24 protein-coding genes and 1 riboswitch are annotated in these 24708 nt (G+C 71.2%); of the genes, 6 read left to right on the forward strand and 18 right to left on the reverse strand.

Going from position 1 to position 24708, the window contains the following annotated elements:
* Positions 1–142: 142 nt before the first annotated feature.
* Together ACIRP7_RS15110 and ACIRP7_RS15115 are read right to left on the reverse strand one after the other, a co-directional pair.
* A complete protein-coding gene (locus ACIRP7_RS15110; RefSeq protein WP_403658457.1) occupies positions 143–1729 on the reverse strand; it encodes an amidohydrolase in 1587 nt (528 codons plus the stop codon).
* A gap of 118 nt (positions 1730–1847) precedes the next feature.
* Positions 1848–2288 (reverse strand): Lrp/AsnC family transcriptional regulator, encoded by a 441-nt coding sequence (locus ACIRP7_RS15115; RefSeq protein WP_093768230.1) that lies wholly within the window; start codon positions 2286–2288, stop codon positions 1848–1850.
* Positions 2289–2556: 268 nt separating this feature from the next.
* Between ACIRP7_RS15115 and ACIRP7_RS15120 the strand changes: the two genes are divergently transcribed.
* A complete protein-coding gene (locus ACIRP7_RS15120; RefSeq protein WP_403658460.1) occupies positions 2557–2991 on the forward strand; it encodes a hypothetical protein in 435 nt (144 codons plus the stop codon).
* Positions 2992–3400: 409 nt separating this feature from the next.
* Here the strand turns inward: ACIRP7_RS15120 and ACIRP7_RS15125 are convergent, their stop codons facing one another.
* A complete protein-coding gene (locus ACIRP7_RS15125) occupies positions 3401–4573 on the reverse strand; it encodes an acyl-CoA dehydrogenase (protein ID WP_403658463.1) in 1173 nt (390 codons plus the stop codon).
* A 342-nt stretch (positions 4574–4915) separates the two neighbouring features.
* On the opposite strand from ACIRP7_RS15125, the gene ACIRP7_RS15130 reads away from it, so the two are divergent.
* Positions 4916–6148, forward strand: a complete 1233-nt coding sequence (locus ACIRP7_RS15130; RefSeq protein WP_403658466.1) for a glycoside hydrolase family 18 protein — start codon at positions 4916–4918, stop codon at positions 6146–6148.
* A 75-nt stretch (positions 6149–6223) separates the two neighbouring features.
* Here the strand turns inward: ACIRP7_RS15130 and ACIRP7_RS15135 are convergent, their stop codons facing one another.
* The 3 genes from ACIRP7_RS15135 to ACIRP7_RS15145 form a co-directional block, all read right to left on the reverse strand.
* A complete protein-coding gene (locus ACIRP7_RS15135) occupies positions 6224–6886 on the reverse strand; it encodes a TetR/AcrR family transcriptional regulator (protein WP_403658469.1) in 663 nt (220 codons plus the stop codon).
* Between the two features lie 65 nt (positions 6887–6951).
* Positions 6952–7089 (reverse strand): SCO1431 family membrane protein, encoded by a 138-nt coding sequence (locus tag ACIRP7_RS15140; RefSeq protein ID WP_403658472.1) that lies wholly within the window; start codon positions 7087–7089, stop codon positions 6952–6954.
* Positions 7090–7216: 127 nt separating this feature from the next.
* A complete protein-coding gene (locus ACIRP7_RS15145; protein WP_403658475.1) occupies positions 7217–8578 on the reverse strand; it encodes a peptidase C39 family protein in 1362 nt (453 codons plus the stop codon).
* 234 nt (positions 8579–8812) lie between these two features.
* Here ACIRP7_RS15145 and ACIRP7_RS15150 point away from each other — a divergent pair, with 234 nt between their 5' ends.
* Positions 8813–9433 (forward strand): uridine kinase, encoded by a 621-nt coding sequence (locus ACIRP7_RS15150; protein ID WP_403659547.1) that lies wholly within the window; start codon positions 8813–8815, stop codon positions 9431–9433.
* A gap of 431 nt (positions 9434–9864) precedes the next feature.
* Positions 9865–11730 (forward strand): AAA family ATPase, encoded by a 1866-nt coding sequence (locus ACIRP7_RS15155; protein ID WP_403658478.1) that lies wholly within the window; start codon positions 9865–9867, stop codon positions 11728–11730.
* A gap of 71 nt (positions 11731–11801) precedes the next feature.
* On the opposite strand, the gene ACIRP7_RS15160 is transcribed toward ACIRP7_RS15155, so the two are convergent.
* The 10 genes from ACIRP7_RS15160 to ACIRP7_RS15205 form a co-directional block, all read right to left on the reverse strand.
* Positions 11802–12878 carry a hemolysin family protein gene (locus ACIRP7_RS15160; protein WP_403658481.1) on the reverse strand — a complete coding sequence of 359 codons (1077 nt, stop codon included), beginning with the start codon at positions 12876–12878 and terminating at the stop codon, positions 11802–11804.
* Entirely contained in the window at positions 12875–14209 is a 1335-nt protein-coding gene (locus tag ACIRP7_RS15165; protein WP_403658484.1) for a hemolysin family protein, read from the reverse strand. Before ACIRP7_RS15165 ends, ACIRP7_RS15160 begins: the two co-directional genes overlap by 4 nt.
* A 191-nt stretch (positions 14210–14400) precedes the next feature.
* Positions 14401–14859: a PH domain-containing protein gene (locus ACIRP7_RS15170; protein ID WP_403658487.1), complete on the reverse strand. Its 459-nt coding sequence runs from the start codon at positions 14857–14859 to the stop codon at positions 14401–14403.
* Between the two features lie 14 nt (positions 14860–14873).
* Positions 14874–15731 carry an ATP phosphoribosyltransferase gene (gene hisG / locus ACIRP7_RS15175; protein ID WP_403658490.1) on the reverse strand — a complete coding sequence of 286 codons (858 nt, stop codon included), beginning with the start codon at positions 15729–15731 and terminating at the stop codon, positions 14874–14876.
* A 44-nt stretch (positions 15732–15775) separates the two neighbouring features.
* On the reverse strand, positions 15776–16048 hold the full coding sequence (locus ACIRP7_RS15180; protein WP_020117406.1) for a phosphoribosyl-ATP diphosphatase: 273 nt from the start codon (positions 16046–16048) through the stop codon (positions 15776–15778).
* A gap of 34 nt (positions 16049–16082) precedes the next feature.
* Entirely contained in the window at positions 16083–16568 is a 486-nt protein-coding gene (ribH, locus tag ACIRP7_RS15185) for a 6,7-dimethyl-8-ribityllumazine synthase (RefSeq protein ID WP_389819867.1), read from the reverse strand.
* Between the two features lie 23 nt (positions 16569–16591).
* Complete coding sequence (locus ACIRP7_RS15190) at positions 16592–17881, reverse strand: bifunctional 3,4-dihydroxy-2-butanone-4-phosphate synthase/GTP cyclohydrolase II (RefSeq protein ID WP_403658494.1); 1290 nt, start codon at positions 17879–17881, stop codon at positions 16592–16594.
* Complete coding sequence (locus tag ACIRP7_RS15195; protein ID WP_403658497.1) at positions 17878–18519, reverse strand: nicotinamide riboside transporter PnuC; 642 nt, start codon at positions 18517–18519, stop codon at positions 17878–17880. Before ACIRP7_RS15195 ends, ACIRP7_RS15190 begins: the two co-directional genes overlap by 4 nt.
* On the reverse strand, positions 18516–19121 hold the full coding sequence (locus ACIRP7_RS15200; RefSeq protein WP_403658500.1) for a riboflavin synthase: 606 nt from the start codon (positions 19119–19121) through the stop codon (positions 18516–18518). Before ACIRP7_RS15200 ends, ACIRP7_RS15195 begins: the two co-directional genes overlap by 4 nt.
* Positions 19122–19268: 147 nt before the next feature.
* Positions 19269–19399: riboswitch (FMN riboswitch) on the reverse strand.
* A gap of 234 nt (positions 19400–19633) precedes the next feature.
* Positions 19634–20827 carry an ROK family transcriptional regulator gene (locus ACIRP7_RS15205; protein ID WP_403658503.1) on the reverse strand — a complete coding sequence of 398 codons (1194 nt, stop codon included), beginning with the start codon at positions 20825–20827 and terminating at the stop codon, positions 19634–19636.
* A gap of 112 nt (positions 20828–20939) precedes the next feature.
* On the opposite strand from ACIRP7_RS15205, the gene ACIRP7_RS15210 reads away from it, so the two are divergent.
* The gene (locus ACIRP7_RS15210; RefSeq protein ID WP_403658506.1) at positions 20940–22151 is read left to right on the forward strand and encodes an MFS transporter; all 1212 of its coding nucleotides are present in this window, start codon (positions 20940–20942) and stop codon (positions 22149–22151) included.
* Here ACIRP7_RS15210 and ACIRP7_RS15215 read toward each other — a convergent pair.
* Together ACIRP7_RS15215 and ACIRP7_RS15220 are read right to left on the reverse strand one after the other, a co-directional pair.
* The gene (locus ACIRP7_RS15215; protein WP_403658509.1) at positions 22111–22569 is read right to left on the reverse strand and encodes an acyl-CoA thioesterase; all 459 of its coding nucleotides are present in this window, start codon (positions 22567–22569) and stop codon (positions 22111–22113) included. The genes ACIRP7_RS15210 and ACIRP7_RS15215 overlap by 41 nt on opposite strands.
* Positions 22570–22650: 81 nt before the next feature.
* The gene (locus ACIRP7_RS15220) at positions 22651–23775 is read right to left on the reverse strand and encodes a glycoside hydrolase family 6 protein (protein WP_403659550.1); all 1125 of its coding nucleotides are present in this window, start codon (positions 23773–23775) and stop codon (positions 22651–22653) included.
* Between the two features lie 172 nt (positions 23776–23947).
* Here ACIRP7_RS15220 and ACIRP7_RS15225 point away from each other — a divergent pair, with 172 nt between their 5' ends.
* Entirely contained in the window at positions 23948–24634 is a 687-nt protein-coding gene (locus tag ACIRP7_RS15225) for a DUF5995 family protein (RefSeq protein WP_403658512.1), read from the forward strand.
* Positions 24635–24708 lie beyond the last annotated feature (74 nt).

The raw sequence follows: 24708 nt of genomic DNA on the forward strand, positions 1-24708 counted from the left end.
CCCGCCCCGGCCCGGGCCCCCCCCCCCGGCGCCGCCCCCCCCCCCCCCCCCCCCCCCCCCCCCCCCCCCCCCCCCCCCCCCCCCCCCCCCCCCCCCCACGACAGCGGGGCGGCGCGCGATCGGTACCGCGCCACCCCGGAGATCACTCGCCCGGCCGTACGAAGACCGTCCGTCCGCCGACCACGGTGCGCAGGCAGAGGGGCAGGTCACGGCCCGGCGTCAGGTCGGGCAGGCCGGGGGTGCCGGAGCGGGGGTCGGTGGACCAGCGGGCGACCCGGTCGTCGGGGGCCTGGACCACCAGTTCACCGGTGCGCCACACGGCGTAGTCGGCGGGGGCGCCGGGCACCAGGACGCCCGCGTCGTCCCGGCCGACCGCCCGCCAGCCGCCGCGGGTGTGCGCGGTGAAGGCGGCGCGCACGGAGACGCGGTGCTCGGGGGTGCGGTGGAAGGCGGCCGCGCGGACCGTGCCCCACGGGTCGAGCGGGGTGACGGGGCTGTCGGAGCCGAAGGCGAGCGGGACACCGGCGCGCAGGAGGGCCGCGAAGGGGTTCAGGCGGCCCGCCCGCTCCCGGCCCAGGCGCCGGGCGTACATCCCGTCCTCGCCGCCCCACAGGGCGTCGAAGGCGGGCTGGACGGACGCGGTGAGGCCGAGTTCGGCGAAGGCGGCGACGGCCTCGGGGGTGAGCATCTCGGCGTGCTCGACGCGGTGCCGGGCGGCACGGACGCGGGCGAGGCCGAGTTTCTCCGCCACGGCGCGGATTCCGTCGATCACCGCGGTCACCGCCGCGTCGCCGATCGCGTGGAAGCCGGCCTGCAGGCCCGCCTCGGTGCAGGCCGCGACATGGGTGGCCACGGCGGCGGCGTCCAGGTAGGTGAGACCGGTGTGATCGGCGTCGGAGTACGGCTCGTGCAGGCAGGCGGTGTGGGAGCCGAGGGCGCCGTCGACGAAGAGGTCTCCGGCGGCGCCGAGCGCGCCGAGTTCGCGCGCCTTGTCGACATCCTGCTCAGCCCAGTAGCCGACCACTCTGGGGCCCGGCTCCTCGCTCGCGAGCCGCAGCAACCCGGTGAAGTCGTCCTCGGAGGAGATCTCGGGGCCTGCGCATTCGTGAAGGGTGCCGATGCCGAGCGAGGCGGCGTGGGCGAGGGCGGCGCGCTGCGCTTGTGCGCGCTGGGCCGAAGAGACGGAGCCGAGCGCCGTCGAGCGGACGGTGTGGTGGGCGTCGGCCGTGAGGGGGCCGTCCACCGCTCCGAGGGACGTCATGTCGAGGAGGGCGGTCGTCACCACCGCCGAATGGACGTCGATACGACTCAGGTAGAGAGGGCGGCCACCTGTGGCCTCGTCGAGTTCCGCGCGGGTGGGAGGGCGGCCGTCGGGCCAGCGGGAGGCGTCCCAGCCGTGGCCGAGGAGGACGTGGTCGTCCGGGCGGGCGGCCGTGAACTCTCGTACGCGATGCAGGGCCGCGTCCAGGGACGGGGCGTCGGAGAGGTCGAGGCCAGTCAGGGCCAGGCCGGTAGCCGTGGTGTGCACATGTGCGTCGGTGAACGCGGGGGTGACCAGAGCGCCGTCCAGGTCCACGACTTCGTCGACACCGTCCGCGAAGGCGTCGGCGGCGCCCTCGGAACCGACCCAGGCCACCTGTCCACGTTCCACGACCATCGCGGTGGCGAAAGGGTCGGCGGGGCTGTGGACCTCGCCGCGGCGGAGGAGGACGGTCTTCGGTTCACTCATGGGGACAGTTTTGCAGGGGGGTTCGGGCCGTGGGCGGCGCGGGTCGCCTTTTGGGTGCCGGTGCGTTGTGGCTGGTCGCGCAGTTCCCCGCGCCCCGGAAGAGGTCGGCCCAGCCCCGTCAGATCCTCGGCGGCCTTGCCTCGTACGGGGTCGACAGGACCACCGTGGTACGCGTGGAGACCCCTGCCAGGGTCCTCACCCTCGCCAGCAACTCCTCCAGCTCGTGCGGCGTCGCCACCCGCACCTTGAGGATGTAGTTCTCGTCGCCCGCCACGCTGTGGCACGCCTCGATCTCGGGGACACCGGCCAGCCGGTCCGCGATGTCGTCGGGGGCGCTGGGGTCGAACGGTTTCACCGAGATGAACGCGGTCATGGGCAGGCCCACCGCCTCGGGGTCGACCACCGCGGCGTACCCGCGGATGACACCACGCTGCTCCAGCCGCCGCACCCGCTGGTGCACGGCCGAGGTGGACAGGCCCGTGGCCTTGCCCAGGTCCGTGTAACTCATCCGCCCGTCCTTGACGAGCAGCTGCACGATTTGTCGGTCCAGCTCCTCCATGGCGCAAGAACCTACAGTGCGGCTGATCTCCTCGGATACCTGAGCGCCCCAGGTCATGCCCGGTTCGTGATGTGACCGAGAGGTGCCTGTGAGTCGCCTGAGGGACAAAGCGACCGCCACGGGCATCTGCGAGCGGCATGTGACGAAGGCCACACCACTGTGAGGGCCTCCGTGATGTCCGCGTGATTACCGCCGTGACGGGACGGGAAGTGCTTGCTGTGGTCGAGGCCGCAGCGCCTTCACGGCCCAGTCCGAGGGGGAGAACCCAATGCAGAGTCTTCAGCGTCCTGGTCGTACCGCGCCCAAGCGCCTCCAGGCGGTCGTCGAGTCCGAGCCGGAGGGCGTCGAACCGGACGCCCTGGACGAGGAGTTCGACGCGTACGACACCTTCGAGATGTACCGGGTGATCTGCCCGGACTGCGCGCAGCCCATCGCCCTGCTGGCGGACGAGGAGGTCCTGCCGGAGCACGCGCTGTGCGCCTCGCCGTGGAACCCGTTCGGCCTCACGGTCTGCGCCGGTACGGGCCGCAAGGCCACCGACGCCCGGTCCGCGGACGAGTCGGCGGAGCCCCAGGAACAGGACACCGCCCTGCTGTTGACGCTCCCTCAGGGGCTGGACTGGCGGACCCAGCCGTTCTCGCACATCGCCGGCCCGAGTTCGCGCCCCATGCGCGTGCCGGTGTTGCGCCGTCAAGCCGCCTGAGCCGACTCGCCCGATCCCAGTAGCTGCCCCGCACCACGGCTCGCAGGCTGCCGTGGTGCGGGTTCAGCGTGTCCCGACTCTCCGGATCAGGCAGTTGACTGACGGTATGTCAGATCTCTGCGAGTGCACGCACGTTCGGCCGGACGTCCGTGAACTCACGCTCGATTGCGGACACCGTGACCCGGCCGCCGACTTCCGCGTTGCCCCGGTATGACCCGTACGTATGCACCGGTCGCAGAATCGGTTCCGTCGGCACCGTCCGCCTTTCGCCCGGCCCCGCCGCCGCTCCAGGACCCGCCCATCTACCGTGACCTGCTGCGCACCTGGGCGAGCGGCGGCCGCACGCTGCCCGGGCGCCACGACCCGGAGTGGGTACGGCTCGCGGCGCCGCAGGTCAGGCCGGGGCAGTTCAGCGCGTCTCCGGACCCGCTAGGTGACGGGCGATGACCATCCGCTGGATCTGGTTGGTGCCCTCGACGATCTGCAGGACCTTGGCCTCGCGCATGTACCGCTCGGCCGGGAAGTCCGCGGTGTACCCATAGCCGCCGAGGACCTGGACGGCGTCGGTGGTGACCTTCATCGCGGTGTCGGTGCAGTGCAGTTTGGCCATGGCCGCCTGCTTGGCGAAGGGCCGCCCGGCGTCACGAAGCCGCGCCGCCGCGAGGTAGAGGGCGCGGCCCGCCTCGATCTGGGTCGCCATGTCGGCGAGCATGAAGCGCAGCCCCTGGAAGTCGGCGATCGGCCGCCCGAACTGCTGTCGCCCGGTCGCATAGCCGACCGCCTCGTCGAGGGCCGCCTGGGCCACTCCGATCGCGCAGGCCGCGATGCCGAGCCGCCCCGAGTCGAGCGCGGACAGGGCGATCGCGAAGCCCTGCCCCTCGTCGCCGATGCGCCGTCCGTCCGGGACGCGCACCCCGTCGAAGTGGACCTGGGCGGTGGGCGAGCCCTTCATGCCCATCTTCTTCTCCGGCGCCGCGGCGCTCACGCCCCCCGCGTCCGCGGGCACCAGGAACGCGGTGATCCCGCGCGGGCCCTCCTCGCCGGTGCGCGCCATGACGGTGTAGAAGTCGGCGACCCCGCCGTGGGTGATCCATGCCTTGGTGCCGGTGATCATCCACTCGTCGCCGTCCCGGACCGCTCGGGTGCGCAGCGAGGCCGCGTCCGAGCCGGACGAGGGCTCGGAGAGGCAGTAGGCGCCGAGCAGTCCGCCGCCGAGCATCGCGGGCAGGTGCTCGACCTGCTGTTCCTTGGTGCCGTAGGTGGCGAGCGCGTAGCAGGCGAGGGTGTGCACGCTGACGCCGAGGCCGACGGTCAGGCGGGCCGCGGCGAGCTCTTCGAGGACCTGGAGGTAGACCTCGTACGGCTGGTCGGCGCCGCCGTGTTCCGAGGCGTAGGGCAGACCGAGCAGGCCGGTGCGGGAGAGCAGGGTGAAGACCTCGCGAGGGAAGTGCCCGGCGTCCTCCTCCTCGGCCGCCTTGGGGGCGATCTCGTGCTGCGCGATGTCGCGGACGAGCGAGATCAGATCCCGGGCCTCGTCCGTGGGCAGTTGCCGGTCCACCGGCTGCGGGGCGCGGTCGGGCATGGCGACGCTCTCCTCCCTGTAGGGCGCTGGCGGGCGCACGCCGTGGGGTGGGGCGGCTCCGCCGGTCTCACTGGACGCCGGTCGCTGCTCGCGTCTCCCGGGTCACGGAAGCTGCTGACCAGCGGCTGCGCCCTGTGAGTATGCCCGAAAGGAGACACCCGGTCACTGGTTAACGACCGCTTACTTCAAGATAGCCCAGCCCGTCGGCAACAGGCCTCGAATCGACCCGGGATTGGTCCGAACCATTGACGAGGTGGTCTAGTCCTCCTACTGTTCCGGCAGCGCTTCACCGCGTTCATGCCAATCGGCTGGCGTTCCCCTCTCCCCCACGAGGAGACACCGATGCACCTTCCCCACCGCGCCCGCTTCCGGGCGCTGATCTCCGCCGCATGTTGCGCGGTCCTCGGCGCGGGCCTGCTGGCCGGCGCGAGCAGCGCGACCGCGACCCCCGAGGCTCCCCACACGAAGGCCGCCGGCTCCAAGGTCGTCGGCTACTTCACCGAATGGGGCACCTACGACCGCAAGTACTACGTCAAGAACATCGAGACCTCCGGCTCGGCGGCGAAGCTGACCCACATCAACTACGCCTTCGGCAACGTCACCGGCGGCAAGTGCGCGATGGGCGACGCCTACGCCGCGACCGACCGGACCTACACGGCGGCCGAGTCCGTGGACGGGGTCGCGGACACCTGGGACCAGCCGCTGCGGGGCAACTTCAACCAGCTGCGCGAGCTGAAGAAGAAGCACCCGGGCCTGAAGGTCATCTGGTCGTTCGGCGGCTGGACCTGGTCGAGCGGCTTCGGCGAGGCCGCCCGCAACCCCGCCGCGTTCGCGCAGTCCTGCTACGACCTGGTCGAGAACTCCAAGTGGGCCGACGTCTTCGACGGCATCGACATCGACTGGGAGTACCCGAACGCCTGCGGCAACACCTGTGACACCAGCGGCAGGGAGGCGTTCAAGAACCTGATGGCGGCGCTGCGTTCGAAGTTCGGCGGCGGCTCGCTGGTCACCGCCGCGATCACCGCGGACGCCACGGCCGGCGGCAAGATCGACGCGGCGAACTACGCCGGCGCCGCCCAGTACGTCGACTGGTACAACCCGATGACGTACGACTACTTCGGCGCCTGGGACGCCTCAGGACCGACGGCCCCGCACTCACCGCTGAACTCCTACTCCGGCATCCCGAAGGCGAGTTACCACACCTCGGCGACCATCGCCAAGCTCAGGGGCCTCGGCATCCCGGCCTCGAAGCTGCTGCTCGGCATCGGCTTCTACGGCCGCGGCTGGACCGGCGTGACCCAGTCGGCGCCGGGCGGCAGCGCGACCGGCCCGGCGGCGGGCACCTACGAGCAGGGCATCGACGACTACAAGGTACTCAAGGCCAAGTGCCCGGCGACGGGGACGGTCGGCGGCACCGCGTACGCCAAGTGCGGGAACAACTGGTGGAGTTACGACACCCCCGCGACCATCGCCACGAAGATGACGTACAAGAACCAGCAGGGCCTGGGCGGCACCTTCTTCTGGGAGCTGAGCGGGGACACCTCGGGCGGCGAACTGATCAAGGCGATCAGCTAGCCGGGACCAGGTCATGAACCGACCGGTCCCACGGGGGACTTGGGGCGGGGGACCACGAGCCTCCGCCCCTTGCCGTCAGCCGTCCCGGCGAGCGGGCCCGGGCGCCGGGTGGGCGGGATCCAGCTCCTCGATGGCGCGCATCGAGGCGCCGAGCGTCTTCACGAGGAGGGAGCACAGGGTGTCGCGGGAGAGCTGGGGCGGGCGGTCGATCCAGTCGAGGGCGGCACCCTCGACACTGCACACCCAGGCGAGCAGGCCCATCCGGGCCAGCGGGGAGATGTCGGTACGGCCGTACGCCCCTTCGGCGATGGTCGCGACGATCGCCTCGCGCACCCCGTCCCGGATGGCGTGCACCTCGGCGTCGAAGCCGACACCGCCGCTGACGACGGTGCGGTAGGCCGCCTGGTTGTGTTCGGCGTAGCGCAGATAGCTGTCCAGGGTGCGCTGGACGCGGTCCACCTGCTCCATCTCCAGACCGCTCGCCGCGTAGGTGACCAGGTCGGCGACGGAGTCCTGGATGATCGCCAGGTAATAGCCCCGCTTGGACTGGAAGTAGTAGTAGATCAGGCCCTTGGCGACATGCGCCTGCTTGGCGATGTCGTCCATGGAGAGCGCGTCGTAGGAGGTGTCCGCGAACAACTTCCGCCCGATGGCGATGAGTTCGGCGCGGCGCGCGACCGAGCGCTCGGTGCCGCGAGCCCGCGGCCGGGCGGCTTCACGCTGCTCACTGATATTCACGTTTCGACCCTGGTCTCGGGCGGCGGCGGGACATCCGCAGTATGTCAGGTCACCTATGTGTCAGGTCACAGGAGACCGAGCTGCGTGACAAGCATCGCGATCACCGCGACCAGGGCCCAGCCCGCGATGTGTTCGATGATCTTCGGGCCGTCGTCCTGGGGGCCGCCGGTACGGGTGCGGGCGGCGGCTGACTGTGCGGTCATGGTGTCTCGCTGATCTCGGGCGAATGGGTGGATCCCCCCACCGATCCGTCCACTTTGCCACCGACAGCGGCTTTTGCGGCAGAGACCTTGGTCACAGGGCCCCGGTCGCCCGGGGCCCTGAACGTCCTCAGCGGACGCCCACCGCCGCGAGGGCCTTGCGCTGGCGCGGGGTCGGACAGGCGGGGAAGTACAGGTAGCAGACGCCTCCGGTACCGGAGACGACCTTGCCACTGGCGTTGTACCGCTTGGTACGCAGCCAGATGTTCTCCCACTCGCGCCGCTTGTAGACACGCCGCACCGCCGCGTCGCTCGGCGAGGCCGGGTCGTTGGCGATCACATCACCCTCGGCGGTGAAGCCGATGACGGTCATGAGGTGGCCGGAGGTGCCGTAGCCGGCCCCGGTGAGCTCCTCCTTCAGGAACGACTGAGACGTTATGGCCGGGATGCCGGCCGCGATCAGGGTCTCCAGGTCGGTGAGCGAGCCCAGCCGGGTCACCACCCCCTGGAGATCCTTGAAGGTGGCCGCGTAGGCCGCGTTGAACGGCCAGTTGCCGCAGCCCGCGTACTGGTAGTCGTAGGTGTACCGGGCCGCGTGGCAGACCTGCGGGTCGGCGTACGACGGGTCGACCCAGGCCAGCTGCTCCTCGGTGAGCCGGCCGCCCCAGTACTCGATGATCATCTGTGAGGAGGTGGGGCTGCACCAGGCCTCGCCGCCGTTGTCGTACTCCGGGTACTGGCCCTTGTGGATCTCCTGCGAGTAGCGCGGGACGATCAGTTCCTTGGCGAGACCGGGCGCGGAGGCCGGGACGGTGAAGCGGTCCGGGACGTCCGAGCCCATCGCGCCGAGCCGCCAGACGGTCGGCGTGTTCTTCGCGCCGGGCTTGCGGTACAGGGTCAGCCGCAGCCGGTACGAGGACAGCCGCAGCCCGGTCGACGGGTCGTCGATCGCGAAGGTGTCCGTCCAGATCGTGCTCCTGCCGTCGGTCTGGTCGTCGACCGAGGTCCGCTTGATGTCCCCGTCGCCGGCCGCCCATCGGCCCATCACGTACCAGGGGGTGGCCGCGCCGTCGGAGTACGTCCCCTGGAGCTCGATCTGGATCCAGGTGCCGGCCGGGGTGTGGGCGTTCCAGGAGGCGATCACCTCGGTCGAGGGCACGGTGAGCTGGTGGACCGGGGCGGTCCAGGTCGCGTACTCCCAGGTGGCGGTGGTCCCGGTGTGCGGGTCGGTGTACTCGGTGGTGCCCGTCGGGGCGCCGATCACGAGTCCGGGGCGTTTGCCGGCGACGGCACGGGTGCCTTCGGCGGTGCCGCTGCGCCAGTCGCTGTAGGTGGTCCAGGCGTGGTTGTCGACCGGGCGGGCGGCGGTGTCGCCGGGCTCCGCGACGGCCTCGGTGTCGGCGGCGGTCGCGGGGCCCGCGCCGCCTGCCACCGCGGCGGCGACCGCGACGGCCAGAACGGTTCTGCGGGACGGCTGTTCGGCTCTGCTCATGGGTGGGAAGACCCCCAGGTGTCCGCGTCGGGGCGGTTCCAATGCACGGTTGTGCGCCAACTATGGATGAGGCGGCATGCTCCTGCCAGCACTTCCGCCCATGCCACGCCCACGAATATTGGTCTCGTCCACTGGCATGACCTGGGAAGCTGCGGTTCCGGCGGCGATCACAGGCCCCTCACTAGACTGGACGGGCCCGCCCGCCCATCCGTATGAGCACCTCAGGAACTTCTCATCCACGTCCTCGCCTCCCGGCTCCGCCGGCTGCCCCCGTCCTGCGGCCCGGTCCGCCTGATCGGCGTCGACGGACACGCCGGTTCCGGAAAGTCCACGTTCGCCGGGCAGTTGGCCGAGGCTCTCGACGGCGCTCCGGTGCTGCACCTCGACGACATCGCGAGCCACGACGAACTGTTCGACTGGACCGGACGGCTGCTGCGCGAGGTGATCGCTCCGCTCGGCCGCGGCGAGACCGCGCACTACGCGCCCTACGACTGGCACGCCCGCCGCTTCGGACCGTCCCGCGCCCTGCCGCCCGCGCCGGTGATCCTGCTGGAGGGGGTCGGCGCGGGCCGGCGCGCGCTGCGGCCGCACCTGGCGCGACTGCTGTGGATGGAGCTGCCGCGCGAGGAGTCCTGGGCACGCGGCCGCTCCCGGGACGGGACGGAGCTGCGGGAGTTCTGGGACCAGTGGGTCCTGGCGGAACAACGGCATTTCGCCGAAGACCCCTCCCGCCCCTTCGCCGACCTCTTGGTACAGCAGTGCCAGAAGGGATACGAGGTCACCGAAGGGCCCGGTGTGACCGTTGGACCGGACCACAATGTCACCCAGGGTGACGGTCCAGCGGCGATGTGTTGAACCTGTGAAGACCCGCCGGTAGGAACTTGCCTGAGTCGCCCAACTCCGCTTGACCGAGGGGCCGTACAGGTCTTACGTTCTCAATGTGCGGCCGTTCGAGGCCGCCCGCAGTCGCGAAGCCCCCGGTTGTTCCCCCGTGATCGGGGGCTTCGTTCTGCCCTCACACGGATTTCCGGACGCCGTGAGGCGCGATTCGCTCACCCTCGGTCACCACTCGCGGTGCGCCTCATCTGCTCCCACCTCGCCAAACGGCCTGTGCGGCACCCTACGGCGGGCGGCACCACCGCAGGTACGATGCCCTCGGTGCGACCTACGGACGACTGCTCTGCGCACCGTTGCAACTCCGGTCCGCGGCACAGCGGTTGACGAAGGCGGCCACCGGGCGTCGGCCCGGTGGTGAAACCACGGGGGCACGGTTTGTGGGGGACGTGATGGATTTCGGCACGCGGGGCCCCGAGGCCCCGGCCGAGCTGGCCTGGCTGCGAGGTGTGGACGCCTACACGATGGGCGCCTATCCACAGGCGGAGGAGGAGTTCCGGACCGCGGTGCGGATCGATCCCGGGATGGCCGACGGCTGGCTCGGACTGCACGCGCTGCGCGTCGACACGACGACCGCGCTGCTCAGGATGTTCCGGCACCGCGAGCGTTTCGGCGAACAGCGCGCCCGGCACCGACGCACCCTCAACTCCTGGTACTGGCTGGGCTGGTGGGTGCAACCGGTCCTGGAGAGCCCGCGTGACCTGCTCCTCGCGCACGCCTCGCACTGGCTGGACGGCCGCCATGTTCCCGAGCTCGACCGGGCCCTCGCGGGCCTGCCCCCGGTGGACACCGACCACCAGGTCCGCTTCCTGCACGCCTGCCGTGCCTATCTCGTCAAGGACTGGGAGCAACTGGTCCGGCACACCGACCCGCTGATCGACGACGCCATGCTCGGCATCGAGGCGGGGTTGTTCGGTGGCATGGCCCGGGTCCGCCTGGAGATGTACGGCCAGGCCGAACCCCTGCTCTCGGCGGCCCTGATGCGCTGTCGCAGCGAACAGCCCCAGCGCAAGGAGCTGCGGTACTGGCTGGCCCGGGCGCACGAGGGGACGGGCCGGTCCGCTGCCGCGGTTCCCCTCTACCGGGCCGTGCACCGCGTCGACCCCGCCTTCATGGACACCTCGGCCCGGCTCGCCGCGATCGCCGAGGGCGACGGGTACGACGACTCCGCCGACCTCGCGGCGATCACGCTCACCGGGTTCGGCCAGGATGTGCTGGAGGGGCCCGACGGAATCGACCCGCTGTTCGGCGGCGAGGGACGGGAGTTGAAGCTCTCCGATCCGGAGCCGCCGCCCACGGGTCCGCTCCCCTCGATGACCGACCCGGCCGGACGCGAGAGGTCCGGCGTACCGTCGGGGCCGCTGCCCGCGGGGCCCACCGATCCGGTCTTACTGGAGGAGGCGCTCACCGAGCTGGAGCGCATGGTGGGACTGGAGCCCGTGAAACGCCAGGTCAAGGCCCTGTCCGCGCAGTTGAACATGGCCCGCCTGCGCGCCGGGCAGGGCCTGCCGGTCCAGCCGCCCAAACGTCACTTCGTCTTCTCGGGCCCCTCCGGCACCGGCAAGACCACGGTGGCCCGCATCCTGGGCCGCGTCTTCTACGCCCTCGGACTGCTCGGCGGCGACCACCTCGTGGAGGCGCAGCGGGCCGATCTGGTCGGTGAGTATCTCGGCCAGACGGCGGTCAAGGCGAACGAACTGATCGACTCGGCCCTCGGCGGGGTGCTCTTCGTCGACGAGGCGTACTCGCTCTCCAACTCCGGTTACGGCAAGGGGGACGCGTACGGCGACGAGGCGCTCCAGGTCCTGCTGAAGCGGGCCGAGGACAACCGGGACCACCTGGTCGTGATCCTGGCGGGTTACCCGGAGGGCATGGACCGTCTGCTGGCCGCGAACCCGGGGTTGTCGTCCCGCTTCACGACCCGGGTGGACTTCCCGTCGTACCGCCCCCTCGAACTCACCTCCATCGGCGAGGTGCTGGCGGCGGACAACGGCGACATCTGGGACGAGGAGGCGTTGGACGAGCTGCGCTCCATCGCCGGGCATGTGGTGGACCAGGGGTGGATCGACGAGCTGGGCAACGGGCGGTTCCTGCGGACGCTCTACGAGAAGAGCTGCGCGTATCGGGATCTGCGGTTGTCCGTGTACCCGGGGACGTTGACTCGGGACGACTTGTCGACCTTGCGGCTGCCGGACTTGATGCAGGCGTACGGGGAGGTCCTGTCGGGGCGGGGGCCGCAGGATCCGTCGCCGATGTAGTTCGTCGGATGCAGGCCGGTGGGGGCTTGTCGCGCAGTTCCCCGCGCCTCCGAAAGGCCGCAGCCGACGAACTACGACGCAAGTGCCTCCTCGCTGCTCCGAGGCTCGGTCACCCGGACCTCCGGCAGTTCCCGGTGCGCAGGATCCCGTACCTCACCGACCAGCAGCTCCAGTACGTCCTCCAGGGCCACGAGACCCAGCACCTTGCCCGACCCGTCCGCGACCTGGGCCAAGTGCGTCGCTGCCCGCCGCATGACCGTGAGCGCGTCATCCAGCGGCAGGTCGGACCTGAGCTTCGTCATCGGCCGCCAGATCTGCTGGGGCACCGCCCGCTGCGAGTCCTCCAGGTCCAGTACGTCCTTCACGTGCAGGTACCCCATGAACGCGCCGTTGTCCGCGGCGACCGGGAAGCGTGAGTACCCGGTGCGGCCGGTGAGTTCGATGATCTGGCCCGGGGTCACCGAGGGGCGCACCGTCACGAGGGACTCCCGCTTCAGCAGGACGTCCGTCACGGGGCGCGAGCCCAGTTCCAGCGCGTCCTCCAGGCGTTCCTGTTCCTCGGGGTCCAGCAGGCCCGCCTGGCCGGAGTCCTCGACCAGCCGGTTCAGCTGTTCGCTGGTGAAGACGGCCTCGACCTCGTCCTTGGGCTCGACGTGGAAGAGCCGCAGGATGGCCCGGGCGCAGGCGCCGAGGGCGATGGTGATCGGCCGGCAGAAGCGGGCGAAGTAGACCAGCCCGGGGCTGAGCCACAGCGCGACCCTCTCCGGGGCCGCCATCGCGAGGTTCTTCGGGACCATCTCGCCGATGACGAGGTGGAAGAAGACGACCGCGGCCAGGGCGATCACATAGCCCAGCGGGTGGATCATGCCGTGCGGCATGTGGACCCACTCGAAGACCGGCTCCAGCAGGTGCGCGACCGTCGGTTCGGCGACCGCGCCGAGCGTCAGCGAGCACACCGTGATGCCGAACTGGGCCGCCGCCATCATCTGGGGGAGCCGCTCCAGGCCGTACAGGACCTGGCGGGCGCGTGCCGTGCCGAGTGGTTCGACCTGGCTGCGGCGCACGGAGACCAGCGCGAATTCGGCGCCGACGAAGAAGCCGTTGGCGAGCACGAGCAGGGCGGCGAAGAGGAGTTGGAGCACGCTCATCGGGCGGCCTCCATGACGTTGACCGCGGGGACCGTGCGGACCAGGCGGACCCGCTCGGCACGGTAGTGCCCGACCTGGCGGACGGTGAGCCGCCAGCCGGGCAGTTCGGCCCGGTCACCGACGGCGGGGATGCGGCCGAGCAGGTCGGCGACCAGCCCGGCGACGGTCTCGTACGGCCCCTCGGGCACGTCGAGGCCGATGCGTAGGAGGATGTCGACGCGGCAGCTGCCGTCGGCGTCCCAGGCGAGGCGGCCGTCCTCGGGCGGGGCGGCGGCGAGTTCGGGGACGTCCTGACCGTCGTGCTCGTCGCGGACCTCGCCGACGATCTCCTCGACGATGTCCTCCAGGGTGACCACGCCGGCCGTGCCGCCGTACTCGTCGACGACGACGGCGATGGGCTGCTCGTTGCGCAGCTGGGCGAGGAGTGGCTGGACGGGGAGGGTCTCGGGCACCAGCAGCGCCGGGCGGGCGATGCGGCCGACGGGGGTGCGCAGACGGTCCTGCACGGGAACCGCCAGGGCGTCCTTGAGGTGGACCATGCCGACGATCTCGTCGATCTTCTCCCGGTAGACCGGGAAGCGGGACAGGCCGGTGGCGCGGGTGAGGTTGACGACGTCCTCGGCGGTGGCCGAGGCCTGGAGGGAGCTGACCTTCACCCGCGGGGTCATGACGTGCTGCGCGGTGAGCTCGGCGAGCGACAGGGTGCGGACGAAGAGGTCCGCGGTGTCCTGTTCCAGGGTGCCGGCCTGGGCCGAGTGGCGGGCCAGGGAGACCAGCTCACCGGGGGTGCGGGCGGAGGCCAGTTCGTCGGCGGGCTCGATGCCGAGCGCGCGGACGAGACGGTTGGCGACCGCGTTGAGTGCGGCGATCACCGGCCGGAACAGGCGGGCGAAGGCGTGCTGCGGGCCGGCGACGAAGCGGGCGACCTGCATCGGCTTGGACACCGCCCAGTTCTTGGGCACGAGTTCGCCGATCACCATCTGCACGGCGGAGGCCAGCAGCATGCCGACGACGACGGCCACACCGGAGATCGCGCCCCCGGGGATGCCGATGGCCCTGAACGGGCCGTGCAGCAGTTCCGCGAGCGCCGGTTCGGCGAGCATGCCGACGACGAGGGAGGTGATGGTGATGCCGAGCTGGGTGCCGGAGAGCTGGAACGACAGCTCCTTGAGCGACTCGGCGACCCTGCGGGCACGACGGTCGCCTTCCGCGGCGGCCTTCTCGGCGTCCGTGGCCTCGACGGTGACGAGGCCGAACTCGGCCGCCACGAAGAAGCCGTTGGCGAGAATCAGCAGGAATGCCGCTCCGAGGAGCAGTAGGGGGATGGTCATGCCGCCGCCTCGATATCGCGCTCGACATCTGGGGAGGGGGCGGCGCAGGTACTACAGGACGATCCGTCCATCGCTGGAGGGAGTCACTCCTCGGGTAGCAGGAACAACGTGAGGCGGAGACGCAAGGAAAACGCCTCCGCCAACAGATTAATCAAGACAAGGCCCACTGCGGCAGGGTGGAATCCCCCGAGTCAGCCCTGATCTTCGTCGGAGCGGGCTGTGGAGCGGGCCTCGGCGAGCGCCCGCAGGGCCTTCGCGTCGGCGATGGCCTGCTGTTTCGCGATGCCCGGCTGGATGCCGAGCGCGGGCAGGCTGGTGCCGTCGCTGAGATTGAGGAACACCCACGGGTCACCTGGGCGGAGGTTCACCTGGATGATCTCGGCCCATTCCAGATGCCGCCGGCCGGCGATGTTCTGGACGGTGACACCGGACTCGTCGGCGACGACCTTCACCCTCGCCAGCAGGAACAGCACACCGGCGAGCAGGGCCGCGGTGACGATGAAGCTCAGGCGCTCGCCCGGGCCGAGCTGTTCCAGCAGGAGCGCGATCACCGTGATGGTCACGAAGATCGCGACACCGGCGGTGATCAGCACGGCACGGGTGCGGCCCGGCCGGAAGGTGACGGGAAGGGCGGGAAGTTCGGAGGACATCTGTGATACGCCCCTCAGAGACGGCAGGCGTGGATGGCCGTCGTCAGGATGGCCCGCGCGCCGATGTCGTACAGGTCGTCCATGATCCGCTGCGCCTCCTTGGCGGGGACCATCGCGCGGACGGCGACCCAGCCCTCGTTGTGCAGCGGGGACACGGTCGGGGACTCCAGGCCGGGCGTGAGGGCGACGGCCTTCTCGAGCTGCTCGACCCGGCAGTCGTAGTCCATCATCACGTACGTCCGGGCCACGAGGACGCCCTGGAGGCGGCGCAGGAACTGCTGCACCTTCGACTCGGCGGCCTCGTCGGCGTCGGCGCCGGTGCGGCGGATGACGACGGCCTCGGACTTAATGATGGGCTCGCCGAAGACCTCCAGGCCGGCGTTGCGCAGGCTGGTGCCGGTCTCGACGACGTCCGCGATGACCTCGGCGACCCCGAGTTCGATGGCGGTCTCGACGGCGCCGTCGAGGTGGACGACGGAGGCCTCGATGCCGTTGTCGGCGAGGTGTCCCGCGACGATTCCCTCGTACGAGGTGGCGACCGTCTTGCCCTTGAGGTCCTCGACGCCGCTCGCGGTGCCGGGCTTGGACGCGAAGCGGAAGGTGGAGCGGGCGAAGCCGAGCGGGAGGATCTCCTCGGCGTCGGCTCCGGAGTCGACGAGCAGGTCGCGGCCGGTGATGCCGATGTCGAGCTGACCGGAGGACACGTAGATCGCGATGTCCCGGGGGCGGAGGTAGAAGAACTCCACGTCGTTGACCGGGTCGACGATCCGCAGTTCCTTGGCCTCGCGACGCTGCTGGTAACCGGCCTCATGCAGCATCTCCCCCGCGGGGCCTGACAGGGAACCCTTGTTGGGGACGGCGATGCGCAGCATGAGGTCGGCTTCCTTTGCTCTGAGGGGTGGTTTCGGCGACTGGCTTACAGGTGGGCGTAGACGTCGTCGAGGGAGATCCCGCGCGCGACCATCATCACCTGGACGTGGTAGAGCAGCTGCGAGATCTCCTCGGCGGCCGCCTCCTTGCCCTCGTACTCGGCGGCCATCCAGACCTCGGCGGCCTCTTCGACGACCTTCTTGCCGATGGCATGGACGCCCTTGCCGACCAGCTCTGCGGTGCGGGACGTGGCGGGGTCGCCGTTGGCGGCCTTGTGCTGGAGCTCGGTGAAGAGCTCTTCGAACGTCTTATTGGACATGGTGGCGCCCACTTTACGCGTAAGCCCGCACCACCTAACGCCACGGTTCAGATACTGAGCGGAGGGTGGCCGCCGTGGCCACCGCGGCGGTCACCGCCTCGTGCCCCTTGTCCTCGTGGGAGCCCTCGATGCCCGCGCGGTCCAGGGCCTGCTCCTCGGTGTCGCAGGTGAGGAGGCCGAAGCCGACGGGGACGCCGGTCTCGACGGAGACCTGGGTGAGGCCCTGGGTGACGCCCTGGCACACGTACTCGAAGTGCGGGGTGCCGCCGCGGATGACGACACCGAGGGCGACGATCGCGTCGTAGCCGCGGCCCGCGAGGACCTTGGCGACGACCGGGAGCTCCCAGCTGCCGGGGACCCGGAGCAGGGTCGGCTCGTCGATGCCCAGGTCGTGCAGGGCGCGCAGGGCTCCGTCGACCAGTCCGTCCATCACCTTCTCGTGCCACTGCGCCGCGATGACGGCGACCCGCAGGTCACCCACGTTGCGTACGGACAGCTCCGGTGCACCCTTGCCGCTCACGTTCTCAAGTCTCCTCGAAGTACTTACTGGTTGCTGCAGGTGGACACCGGGGTGGCGTCCAGCCAGGGCAGGTCGTGGCCCATCCGGTCCCGCTTGGTGCGCAGGTAGCGGAGGTTGTGCTCGCCCGCCTGTACGGGCATCGGCTCCCGCCCGGTGACCTTGAGGCCGTGGCGCAGGAGGGCGTCGGACTTGTCGGGGTTGTTGGTCATCAGACGCAGGCTGCGGACGCCGAGGTCCTGAAGGATCTGCGCGCCGGCGCCGTAGTCCCTGGCGTCGGCGGGCAGGCCGAGTTCCAGGTTGGCGTCGAGGGTGTCGTGGCCCTGTTCCTGGAGTTCGTAGGCGCGCAGCTTGGACAGCAGGCCGATGCCTCGGCCCTCGTGGCCGCGCAGGTAGACCACCACTCCCCTGCCCTCGTCCTGGATGCGCTCCAGGGAGGCGTCGAGCTGGGGGCCGCAGTCGCAGCGCAGGGAGCCGAAGATGTCGCCGGTGAGGCACTCGGAGTGGACGCGGACCAGGACGTCCTCGCCGTCGCCGATCTCGCCGTGGACGAGGGCGACGTGCTCGACGCCGTCGACGGTGGAGCGGTAGCCGTACGCCGTGAAGGTGCCGTGGGCGGTGGGCAGCCGGGTCTCGGCCTCGCGGCGGACCGTGGGCTCGCTGCTGCGGCGGTAGGCGATCAGGTCCTCGATGGAGATGATCGTCAGGCCGTGCTTGCGGGCGAAGGGGATCAGCTCGGGCAGCCGCAGCATCCGGCCGTCCTCACCGGCGATCTCGACGATCGCGCCGGCCGGGCGCAGTCCCGCGAGGCGGGCGAGGTCGACGGCGGCCTCGGTGTGGCCGTTGCGGGTGAGGACGCCTCCGTCCTTGGCACGGAGCGGGAAGATGTGGCCGGGCCGGACGAAGTCGGTGGGCTCGGCGGCGCCGCTCGCGAGGAGCTGGAGCGTGGTGGCGCGGTCGGACGCCGAGATCCCGGTGGTCACACCGTGCGCGCCGGACGCGTCCACGGAGACGGTGAACGCGGTCTTCATCGACTCGGTGTTGTCGTCGACCATCTGCGGCAGCTTGAGCCGGTCCAGTTCGTCGCCCTCCATGGGGGCGCAGATCAGGCCGCGGCACTCGCTCATCATGAAGGCGACGATCTCGGGGGTGATCTTCTCGGCGGAGACGACCAGGTCGCCCTCGTTCTCGCGGTCCTCGTCGTCGACGACCACGATCGGGCGGCCGGCCGCGATGTCCGCGATGGCCTGCTCGACCGGGTCCAGCGCGAAGTCCTCGAACCCGTCGGTGCTGTAGAGAATCGGTGCGGCGGTCATGCCGGCGCTCCTTCCATGACGGGCCGGGCGGACTCACGGGAGCGCAGCCACCAGTCGCGCATGCCCCACAGGACGAGCGCGCCGTAGATGACGTAGACGAAGCCGGAGAAGGCATAGCCGTTGGCGAAGTTCAGCGGGACGCCGACGAGGTCGACGAGGAGCCAGGCGAACCAGAACTCGACCATGCCGCGGGCCTGCGCGTACATGGCGACGACGGTGCCGACGAAGATGTAGGCGTCCGGCCAGGGGTCCCAGGACAGGGTCGGGTAGGCCTTGAAGAGCAGGGCGACGGCGACGGTGCCGACGGCGGCGGCGCCGACGAGGGCGCCGCGTTCACGCCAGGTGGCGAACCGCGGGGCGATGTGTCCGTCGCTGGACTCGCCCTTGTTGCGGTTCCACTGCCACCAGCCGTACACGGCGACGACCATGACGACGGCCTGCTTCCCGGCGCTGCCGGTGAGGTGCCCGTAGAAGGCGCCGAAGAGGATCAGGCCGGAGGCGAACTGCACCGGCCAGCTCCACAGGTTGCGCCGCCAGCCGAGGGCGAGGGCGATCAGGCCGAGGACGTTGCCGATCATGTCCGACCAGAGGATGTGCTGGCCGAACAGGGTGAAGGCCTCGGTGTTGAGAGAGTTCACTTCCCCGCCCCCTGACCGCTCGCGAGCAGGCGCTCGACGTACTTGGCGACGACGTCGACCTCGAGGTTGACCGGGGCGCCGGGCTGCTTGAGGCCGAGCGTGGTCAGGGCGAGGGTGGTGGGAATCAGGCTGACGGTGAAGTAGTCGGGACCCGCGTCCACGACGGTGAGGCTGATGCCGTCGACCGTGATGGAGCCCTTCTCCACGACATAGCGCGAGAGGTCCGCGGGCAGCGAGATCTTGATGATCTCCCAGTTCTCGGAGGGCTTGCGCTCCAGGACCTCGCCGGTGCCGTCCACGTGCCCCTGCACGATGTGCCCGCCGAGGCGGTCGCCCACGGCGGTGGGGCGCTCCAGGTTGACGCGGGAGCCGACGCCCAGGGCGCCGAGGCTGGAGCGGTCGAGGGTCTCGGCCATGACGTCGGCGGTGAACTCGTCGCCCTCGTGGTCGACGACGGTGAGGCAGACGCCGTTGACGGCGATGGAGTCCCCGTGTTTCGCGCCCTGCGTGACGACGGGGCCGCGCAGTCGGAAGCGACAGGCGTCGCCGAGGTTCTCGACGGCGGTGATCTCGCCCAGCTCTTCGACGATTCCGGTGAACACGTCCCGGGTCCTCCCTGCCTCATTCGGGCACGGACTCCGGGGCTGTCGATGACGACAGAATGGACGAGCGGGGACACCGGGGGCGACGCCGGACACACTCGCCCCTCAGGACGAACGGATACGGCGGCGCGCACGAATGCCCGCCCGCCGCGCACTGCCTCCCATCCGGACTTTAACCGTCGGTCCAGGAATTTCACCTGGTCAACCGGCCGCTGGAAGCGGACGGGTCGCGGACTGTAACCGCCGGTTCGGAATTTCACCGACCCCGGAGTGCGCTGCTTTTGGTACAGAGCCAGTCTGCCACGCCTGATCGGCGTCCATACAGGCGAAGAGTGTGGGGTGGCTCACAGACCGTATCGATGGACTTGCGCGGCCGGATTTATTCCCAACGGGCAGATGGCGCAGATCCATTGACGAAATGGTCTAGTCCTTTTTAGGGTCGCCATGCGTGGACACCCGTAGAGACGGGCCCGGCGGCGGTGACGACGGCCCTTGCCCGCCGCCGGGTCTCTTCACGGCAGAGCTCCGCGTCCCGGAAAGGGTGCGAACAACTCGTCCTGGGCCTTTTCCCTCGCCGTGAGCAGGGCTCCTCGCAGGACCGCCCCTCCGCCCAGCGCGCTCGCCCGCACCTCGGTGGGCAGCGGCGACATACGGCGGACCCGTTGCTCCACTCTCGCCGCGAGGTTCGCCCCGCCCGCCCGGCCCACCTCGCCGGCCAGGACCAGGCAGCCCGGGTCGAGGATGGCGACGACCGCGGCGACTCCCACGGCGAGGCGGTCGGCGAGGGCGTCGAGGAAGTCCGCCGAGCCGCCCGCCACCGCTTCGCGGACGACGTGCGCGGCCAGGGGCTCGTGCCCTTGCGCCGCGACCGTCAGCCCGTGCCGCTTCGCCAGTTCCACGATCGCCGCCGACCCCGCCAGGGAGTGGAAGCCTCCTTCGCAGTCCCTCGCCGACGGCAGCACCGCCGTACCCGGCACCGGCAGGAAACCGATCTCCCCCGTGCCGCCCGACGCGCCCCTGCGCAAGGTGCCCTCCAGAACGACGGCCGCGCCCGTGCCGTGGCCGAGCCACAGCAGGACGAAGGTGTCCCGGTCCTGGGCCACGCCGTCGCGCTGTTCGGCCAGCGCCGCGAGGTTGGTCTCGTTCTCGACGTGGACGCGGGTCCGCGGGAGCCGTTCCTGCAGTGCCAGCGCCAGTCGCCGGTGCCAGGCGGGCAGGCCGCCGGTGTCACGCAGTTCGCCCGTGGCCGGGTCGATCAGACCGGGGGCGCCGATGCCGACGGTGTGCAACTCGGGCACCCCCGCCTCCTTCGCCGTCCGCTCGACCAGCGCGACGGCCTGCTCGACCGCGGGCCCGGTCCCGGTGTCCCCGCCGATGGGCACCGAAGCCTCGGTCAGCACCCGTCCCAGCAGGTCGGAGACGACGACGGAGACGCCCTCGGTACGCACGTCGAGGGCCGCGAGATGGGCCTGGTCGGCGACGATGCCGTACAGCTTCGCGTTCGGGCCGCGGCGCTGCTCCCCCGACTCCCCGACCACGTCGATCAGTCCGGCGGCGGCGAGGCGCTCGACGAGGTCGGCGACGGTCGGCCGGGACAGTCCGGTGAGCTGCTTCAACTGCCCTGCCGTCAGCGGGCCTTCCTGCTGGAGCAGTCGCAGGGCGAGCCGGTCGTTGATGGCCCGGGCAGTGCTCGGGGATGCGGGCATGCCGGGAATCCTCTCAGATCCGCACTGCCGAATACGCGCTATCTATCAGGCAGGGTCCCTGATAGTTTACGGCGGCAGCAGCGTGGTGACGAGGATCTGGAGGGGCCCGATCATGAGCCTTGTGGGGTACGCGCCGGCAGAGGTGCGGCGGGCCCGGTACGCCGTGGCCGCCGTGTTCGCCGTGCACGGAGCCGTGACCGGCTCGTTCGCGACGCGCGTGCCGTGGATCCAGGACCATGCCTCGGTGAGCGCGGGTCAACTGGGCTTCGCCCTGGCCTTCACGGCGTTCGGCGCGTCCTGCGCGATGCCGCTCGCCGCCCGGATCAGCCATCGCTTCGGCAGCCGGGCGGCGCTGCGCGGACTGCTCGTGCTGTGGACGCTGTCCCTGGTCCTGCCGGCGCTGGCGCCCAACCTCTACACCTTGTGCCCGGCGATGTTCGTGTACGGAGCGAGCGCCGGCATGGCCGACGTGGTCATGAACGCGCTCGGCGTGGAGGTCGAGAACCTGCTGGGCAAGTCGATCATGTCCGGGCTGCACGGCATGTGGAGCGCGGGTGCGCTCGTCGGGTCGGCGGGCGGCACGCTCGCAGCCCATCTGGGCGCGGACGCGCGTGCGCACTTCGCGCTGGCCGCCGCCTGCCTCACCGTCCTCGGTGTGGTGGCGTGCCAGTGGGTCCTCGACGTGCAAGCCGGTGCGGACGAGGAGGCGCCGCCCCGGTTCACGCTGCCCCCGAAGTCGGCCCTGCTGATCGGCACGGTCGGTTTCTGCGCGGTGTTCGCGGAGGGGGCGAGCCTGGACTGGTCGGCGGTGTACCTCAAGGACCGGCTGGACTCCTCGGCGGGACTCGCCGCCGCCTGCACGACCGGCTTCATGCTCACCATGGCGGTGGCCCGGATCGCGGGCGACGCCGTGGTCAACCGCTTCGGGTCGGTCCGCACCGTCCGCCTGGGCGGTGTCCTGGGCGCCGGCGGCGGGCTGCTCATCGTCCTGGCGAACCATCCGGCGGTGGCGATGACCGGCTTCGCCCTGATGGGTCTCGGCATCGCCGTGGTCGTGCCGCTGTGCTTCGCGGCGGCGGGGCGCAGCGGGCCCAACCCGAGCCAGGCGATCGCGGGCGTCGCGACCATCACCTACACCTCGGGGCTCGTCGCGCCGAGCCTGCTCGGCGGGGTCGCCCAGGCCACCAACCTGACGGTCTCCTTCGTCCTGGTGACCGTCCTGGCCGGCGGCCTCGTCGCCTTCGCGGGCGTGCTGCGCGCCGGAGACCGGGACCGCCCGAAGCTCAGTCCCGCGCCCGCAGCAGTTCCCGACCGGCGGCCCTGAAGCCCTCGCTCCAGGGCGCGGGGCGCAGGGTCCCGGGGTCCAGCCGGACCAGCACCCGGGTGCCGCGCGCGTACGTCGTGACCCCGTCCGCGGAACAGAACCGGAAGCCGTAGGTCAGGCCGGTGGTGCCGAGTCGCTCCAGCCACAGGTGGACGGCGTAGGGACCGCTCCGGGTGACGGGGACGTCGTAGCCGATCAGCAGCTCCTTGACGACGTTGCAGGCGTCCCCGGCACTCGCCCAGTCACCCTCGAAGCGGATACCGCGCTGCTGCCAGAACTCGGTCCAGGCCCGCTCGACGAGCAGCGGGTAGCGGGCGTTGTGGAGCATGCCCAGGGCGTCGAGGTCGTCGAAGTGGACCGTGACCGGGATCAGCCGGCCATAGGACAGGGCGGGGGCGAGGGTGGCGTCGGCGGTCACGGGCGGAACTCCTGGGTGTATAGGGCAACGACCCCATCGTAAGCGTTCGCTCATCCCAGGTCGGAGCGGCCGTCGGCCGTCCTACGGCGAGGCCAGGTCATAGGCGTACGACGGGCTGAACGTGCCCGGTGCGCCCTTGCAGCCGTCCGACTCCCCCGGCAGCTTCACCCACAGGTAGGCGTCGATCTCCGGCTCGCCGGTGTCCAGGGTCGGGGGCCGGCCGATCTTCCGGCCCGCCGGGTCGCACCACTCGCCGTCGGGCGGGGCGCCGTTGCCGTTGCGGCTGGTGTCGATGACGGCACCCAGGGTCGACGGTCCGGCGAGGGCGGCGAGGACCTGGCGGTCGTAGGCGATCTCGGCGGGTGTGGAGTGGAAGTTGGAGACATTGCTGAAGATCCCGTCGGAGGAGGCGGCCGAGGCGGCGCCCGCCTGCTTCAGCAGGTCCGCCTGCCTGGCCGCCGGATGCCAGCCGGAGTGACCGGCGTCGTAGTAGACGCGGGCCCTGGGATCGGCGGCCTTCAGGACGCGGCCCGCGCGGGCCAGCGAGGCGAAGCGGTCGGCCCGTCCGGCGGCCGAGAGGCAGTCCGACTGGGCGATCGCGTCGGGCTCCAGGACGACGACGACCTCGCCGGAGCCGAGCCCCGCGGCGAACCGGTCGATCCAGGCGTCGTACGCGCCGAGGTCCGGTGCCCCGCCTTGGGAGGCGCCGCCGCAGTCGCGGTCCGGGATCGCGTACGCCACGAGCACCGGGACCCGGCCCTGCGCGGCACCGCCCGAGGTGACCGCGCGAACCCGGGAGGTGATGGTGGCCGGGGTGTAGTCGGCGAACCAGACCGCGGCGGGCCGGTCGGCGATGCGGGCCTCTATCACGTCGGCGCGCCAGTCGCGGGGGTTGTCCCGCACCCAGTCGAGCACTTGGGAGGAGGGGTGGCGGTAGAGGAGCACTTTTGGTGGACCGGGGCTCGCCTTCTTGGGGGACGGGGGCGCGCTCGCCTTCGCGGCAGGCGAGGCGGTGGCGGAGGCGGGGGGAGAGGGAGAGGCCGGCTCGGACGCCGACGGCACGGCGGACGGCGTATCCGACTCCGGGCTCGGGGAGCCGCTGACGAGCCCTGGCCGCGCCTGGTCGGAGCCAGGGCGGCCGTCGAGCGCGGAGAGCATCCCGGTCGCGGTGCCGACGGCGACCACCAGGGAGGCCGCCGCGACCATCGCGTTGCGGCCCACGGCACGCCTGCGTGCGGCGCGGCGCGCGGCAAGTCGCTGGGCGCGTAGGCCTGACACCCGGTCGCTCCCCCCTCGCGCGACGGGCGCGTTCCCCCGTTCTGGGGAAGCGTCGGGCCCGCCGGTACCCGGGCCAGCCTAGGACTGGGACCCTGCCGGTATGGCGCAATTGGAACAGTTCACCACTCCCCTCGACGCGGTCGTCTCCCGTATGCGCGCCCTGGACGAGGGCCTGCCGGAGCGGGACGGTGTGGCGGTCTTCAACCGCGTCTACCTCGCCGTCACCGAGGCGGTCGACCGGTGCGTCGACAGGGGCCGGTTCACGGACGCGCGGGCCGCGATCACGCTGGACGTGCGGTTCGCCGAGCGCTACCTCGCGGCGGTGGAGGCGGTCGCGGGCGAACACCGTCCGCCGGCCTGCTGGCGGCCCCTGTTCCAGTTCCGCCGTCATCCCGGCGTACGGCCACTGCAGTTCGCGCTCGCGGGCATCAACGCGCACATCGGGCACGACCTGGCGCTGGCCGTGGTGGACACCTGTCGTAGCCTCGGCTGCGAACCCGCCGACGTGGAGGACGAGTTCGACCGCGTGGGCGACCTCCTCGTCTCGCTGGAGGAGCGCATCCGCGAAGATCTGATGCCGGGCCCCGACCTCCTCCAGATCGCCGACCCGCTCACCCATCTGCTGGGCTCCTGGAGCCTGGACCGCGCCCGCGACGCCACCTGGACCGCGGCCCGGGCCCTGTGGGCGCTGCGCGGACTGCCCGACGTGGCCGGTGAGTTCACCGAGCGCCTGGACACGGCGGTGGGCTTCGCGGGACGCATGCTGCTCACGCCGCTGCCGGACTGAGCCGACTGGACGTGCCCGACGTGGCGCGCCCTGTCGGCGGATCCCCCTCTCCGGCAAGTGGCACGGGCTGGGTT

Source organism: Streptomyces sp. NPDC102270, assembly GCF_044766405.1.
In the GTDB taxonomy this organism is placed as follows: Bacteria; Actinomycetota; Actinomycetes; order Streptomycetales; family Streptomycetaceae; genus Streptomyces.

Coding starts and splice junctions, on each gene's coding strand:
- ACIRP7_RS15170 (WP_403658487.1), bottom strand. CDS start 14,859: ATGTCCTCCGAACTTCCCGCCCTTCCCGTCACCTTCCGGCCGGGCCGC.
- ACIRP7_RS15220 (WP_403659550.1), bottom strand. CDS start 23,775: ATGGTCGCGGCGGCCTCCCTGGTGGTCGCCGTCGGCACCGCGACCGGG.
- ACIRP7_RS15205 (WP_403658503.1), bottom strand. CDS start 20,827: ATGCCCGCATCCCCGAGCACTGCCCGGGCCATCAACGACCGGCTCGCC.
- ACIRP7_RS15120 (WP_403658460.1), top strand. CDS start 2,557: ATGCAGAGTCTTCAGCGTCCTGGTCGTACCGCGCCCAAGCGCCTCCAG.
- ACIRP7_RS15125 (WP_403658463.1), bottom strand. CDS start 4,573: ATGCCCGACCGCGCCCCGCAGCCGGTGGACCGGCAACTGCCCACGGAC.
- ACIRP7_RS15160 (WP_403658481.1), bottom strand. CDS start 12,878: ATGAGCGTGCTCCAACTCCTCTTCGCCGCCCTGCTCGTGCTCGCCAAC.
- ACIRP7_RS15210 (WP_403658506.1), top strand. CDS start 20,940: ATGAGCCTTGTGGGGTACGCGCCGGCAGAGGTGCGGCGGGCCCGGTAC.
- ACIRP7_RS15115 (WP_093768230.1), bottom strand. CDS start 2,288: ATGGAGGAGCTGGACCGACAAATCGTGCAGCTGCTCGTCAAGGACGGG.
- ACIRP7_RS15155 (WP_403658478.1), top strand. CDS start 9,865: ATGGATTTCGGCACGCGGGGCCCCGAGGCCCCGGCCGAGCTGGCCTGG.
- ACIRP7_RS15140 (WP_403658472.1), bottom strand. CDS start 7,089: ATGACCGCACAGTCAGCCGCCGCCCGCACCCGTACCGGCGGCCCCCAG.
- ACIRP7_RS15110 (WP_403658457.1), bottom strand. CDS start 1,729: ATGAGTGAACCGAAGACCGTCCTCCTCCGCCGCGGCGAGGTCCACAGC.
- ACIRP7_RS15180 (WP_020117406.1), bottom strand. CDS start 16,048: ATGTCCAATAAGACGTTCGAAGAGCTCTTCACCGAGCTCCAGCACAAG.
- ACIRP7_RS15190 (WP_403658494.1), bottom strand. CDS start 17,881: ATGACCGCCGCACCGATTCTCTACAGCACCGACGGGTTCGAGGACTTC.
- ACIRP7_RS15225 (WP_403658512.1), top strand. CDS start 23,948: ATGGCGCAATTGGAACAGTTCACCACTCCCCTCGACGCGGTCGTCTCC.
- ACIRP7_RS15165 (WP_403658484.1), bottom strand. CDS start 14,209: ATGACCATCCCCCTACTGCTCCTCGGAGCGGCATTCCTGCTGATTCTC.
- ACIRP7_RS15145 (WP_403658475.1), bottom strand. CDS start 8,578: ATGAGCAGAGCCGAACAGCCGTCCCGCAGAACCGTTCTGGCCGTCGCG.
- hisG (WP_403658490.1), bottom strand. CDS start 15,731: ATGCTGCGCATCGCCGTCCCCAACAAGGGTTCCCTGTCAGGCCCCGCG.
- ACIRP7_RS15130 (WP_403658466.1), top strand. CDS start 4,916: ATGCACCTTCCCCACCGCGCCCGCTTCCGGGCGCTGATCTCCGCCGCA.